Consider the following 3,696-nt stretch of genomic DNA (forward strand, 5'->3'; position numbering starts at 1 on the left):
CATCTAAATAATCCAAAATTTATTCCTGTTTTTAATCTGCTAAATTAACAAAGAGATTTGAGATTTAGGCTTAGGGTGTTTAAGAATTTATCCACGATAAAATTCCATTTTATTTTAGCTTTTCCTCAAATTATAAGAAAAAATTACTGGTAATAATTCGAATTTATAGTTTAATGAAGATCAATTTTTTTTTAATATTTCGCTGTTGGATATGTTAAAATGTAATTTTTCCTTGAGTTTGGCCTTCCATTAATCGCAGGCTTTTGGGACTTTTATCTTTATAGAAATTGATAATATTCTGTTGCCCTGGAAAGTTTTTCAATAAGACACTGCTCTTAATTTCAGCATTTTTGGGCAAAGGAATATTTGTAGCTTCAAGGTAAATCCAGGCTACGTCTTCGTCGATTTCATATCCCAAGTAATTAAGGTCTGCTCTTTTACCATTGATATAGATATCGGAATGTTCTAAGATGTATTTTTTTACCAATTTATTGAGCTCTTCCTTGTTTGCAGGTTTTAAAAAGTTGATTTTGCTTTTTGAATAATCGTTGAGTTCAACTTCCAAATCATCCCAGAATATTTTTTGAGATATTTCAAGCGATTTTTGGTTTGCATTATATTTAATTTCCGTCATGCTAATGTGGAATGGATGCATGTTTAAATGTGAAATCATTAAAAAACGAGGCTCCTTTATTGAGCTTGCAATAACCTGATTTAAGGCTAAAAGAGTTAAAGCCAATAGAAAAGAATACTTTTTTAACATAAATGCGTTTATTTTAATACAAAAATAACCAATTTTATCCCAGATTGTATAGTTACAGCGCCACCAATAATAAATGAATAAATGAATCAGTTTGAATTATATTTTAGCTTAGGAATTACGCATATCCTTGATATTGAAGGCTATGATCATATTCTATTCGTAATTGCACTGTGTTCCATTTATACGATTTTGGATTGGCGTAAAATTTTAGTTTTGGTTACTGCTTTCACCATCGGGCATTCGCTTACCCTTGCATTGGCGACCTTGAAATTCATTTCGGTAAATGCTGATCTCATTGAGTTATTAATTCCTGTGACAATTGCCATAACCTCTGCATCTAATTTGATAAATACTCAGGCCAAAGAAGGAAGATGGATTCAATTAAACTATCTATTTGCTTTGTTTTTTGGTTTAATACACGGGCTAGGTTTTTCGAATTTTCTAAAATCCTTATTAGGTAGGGAAAGCTCTATTTTAGAACCTTTGCTTGCCTTTAATCTGGGATTAGAACTTGGTCAACTAGTGATAGTTGTCGCATTTTTAGCCTTCACATTTATACTACTTCACATTTTGAATATTAAGCAGAAATTGTGGATTCTAATAAGCTCATCCATGGTTTTTCTATTGTCGGTCTATATGATTTATGAAGCCAATTTCGGTTAATATAGAGATTGAGTGTATGGTGTAAATAAAAAAAACAATTTTAAATGATGTTTAAATAATGTACATTTAAATTCAATTTAAATAAACAATTATCATTCAATTATTATTTCTTGAATTCCTGTAAATGGTTCAACGAAATTTATTTTAATTTCACAAAAAATGTCTAGAAAATTATTTCTTCTTTGTGTCGGATTTCTAAGTTCTCTTTCGGTTTTTGCACAGTGGTCTGAACAAAATCATGCCGAAAGATTTGAGCAATTAGGTCCTATGTTACGCTCACCAAATGTTTATCGCACAGCATCAGGAGCACCTGGGCACATGTATTGGCAGCAAAAGGCAGATCATGATATCACCGTTGAACTGAATGATGAAAAACAGTCGATAAAGGGCTGGCAAAAAGTTACTTACTATAATAATTCTCCTGACCCACTAAATTATTTGTGGATACAGCTTGACCAAAACGAGCGTGCTAAGGATTCTAATACTCCGAAAATTACCGAAAATAGAATTAGCCCTAGAATGTCTATGGGTCAATTGCAGTCTATTTTATATCATGATCAAGACTTAGGATATAAAATTATCTATGTGAAGGATATGGCGGGTAAGGATATTCCGGTAACCATCAATCAAACGATGATGCGTATGGATTTGGCTACTCCTTTAAAACCAGGTCAGAAAATGGAGTTTACAATGGAATGGACTTTTAATATCCATGATCGTGTGAGTTTCTTAGGTGGCAGACCAGGCTATGAATTTTTTGAAAAGGATGGTAATTACCTATATACCATGGCTGAATGGTTTCCACGCATGGCTGTTTATTCAGATTTTCAAGGCTGGCAACATAAGCAATTTGTGGGTAGAGGTGAATTTGCTTTGACTTTTGGAGATTATAAGGTTAAAATTACTGTTCCAGCTGATCATATGGTGGGGTCAACAGGAGTGCTTCAAAATGCAAAACAAGTATTGAGTGCAACAGAGTTTGATCGTTGGGAAAAAGCAAAAAGAACTTATGATAAGCCTGTAATTATCCGTACGCAAACGGAAGCTGAAAAGTTAGAAAAAACGAGAGCGAAAGATAAAAAAACATGGATATATCATGCTCAAAATGTGAGGGATTTCGCTTGGACTTCCTCTCGTAAATTTATTTGGGATGCCATGGCTGTTAAGCAAAGTGGTAGCGATGTGATGGCTATGTCTTATTATGGTAAGGAAGGCAACCCATTATGGGAGCAATATTCTACTCGTGTTGTTGCTCATACTATTAAATCATACGGTTCTCGCACCTTTGATTATCCCTACCCAGTAGCAATTTCTGTGGAAGCTTCCAACGGTATGGAATACCCAATGATCTGTTTTAATTATGGTCGCCCAGATGCTGATGGAACCTACTCAGATGCCATAAAGTATGGTATGATTTCTGTAATTATTCATGAAGTAGGACATAATTTCTTTCCGATGATTGTAAATTCGGATGAGCGCCAATGGAGCTGGATGGATGAGGGTTTAAATACTTTTATGCAGTATATGGCCGAGCAAGAATGGGATAGAAATTATCCTTCAAGCAGAGGCCCCGCTCACAAAATTGTTTCCTACATGAGAAGCGAAAAGAATTTGCTTGAGCCAATTATGACGAATTCTGAAAATATTATTCAATTCGGCCCTAATGCCTATGCCAAGCCTGCAACAGCATTAAATATTTTACGTGAAACCGTTATGGGACGTGAATTATTTGATTTTGCGTTTAAGCAATATGCGCAGCGCTGGATGTTTAAGCATCCTACACCAGATGATTTGTTCCGTACCCTGGAAGATGCTTCTTCAGTAGATTTAGATTGGTTCTGGAGAGGTTGGTTTATGGGTACAGAGCCTGTTGACATCTCCATTGAAAACGCTAAATGGTATAAGCTAGATAATCGTACGCCTGCTGAAAAGAAGGCTGATGAGAAAAAAGCATTTGATCGTGAAGCCACTTCAATTAGTAAGATTAATAACCAGAAGGATATTCCTCAAACAGTTTTAGAGGCTGATCCCGCTACCCGCGATTTTTATAATTCATACAATCCATTTACGGTAACTCCTGATGATGAGAAAGCATCTGCTGATTTTATGAGTCGACTTTCTACTAAAGAGAAGGAAATGTTGAATAGTGGCTTGAATTTTTATGAACTTAAATTTAGAAACGTAGGTGGTTTAGTGATGCCGCTTATCATTCAATTTAACTTTGTAGATGGCACTTCAGAGGTAAAACGTATTCCTGCTGAAATATGGAG

At 34.8% G+C, this 3,696-nt stretch carries 3 protein-coding genes; 2 read left to right on the top strand and 1 reads right to left on the bottom strand.

Going from position 1 to position 3,696, the window contains the following annotated elements:
* Positions 1 to 214: 214 nt before the first annotated feature.
* A complete protein-coding gene (locus ACILQF_RS11715) occupies positions 215 to 763 on the bottom strand; it encodes a DUF6702 family protein (protein WP_395627588.1) in 549 nt (182 codons plus the stop codon).
* Between the two features lie 81 nt (positions 764 to 844).
* On the opposite strand from ACILQF_RS11715, the gene ACILQF_RS11720 reads away from it, so the two are divergent.
* Together ACILQF_RS11720 and ACILQF_RS11725 are read left to right on the top strand one after the other, a co-directional pair.
* Positions 845 to 1,426 carry a HupE/UreJ family protein gene (locus tag ACILQF_RS11720; protein WP_395627589.1) on the top strand — a complete coding sequence of 194 codons (582 nt, stop codon included), beginning with the start codon at positions 845 to 847 and terminating at the stop codon, positions 1,424 to 1,426.
* Positions 1,427 to 1,585: 159 nt separating this feature from the next.
* The coding region (locus ACILQF_RS11725) for a M1 family metallopeptidase (RefSeq protein ID WP_395627590.1) at positions 1,586 to 3,696 on the top strand (2,111 nt) is incomplete at its 3' end.

Source organism: Daejeonella sp. (assembly GCF_044232565.1).
In the GTDB taxonomy this organism is placed as follows: domain Bacteria; phylum Bacteroidota; class Bacteroidia; order Sphingobacteriales; family Sphingobacteriaceae; genus Daejeonella.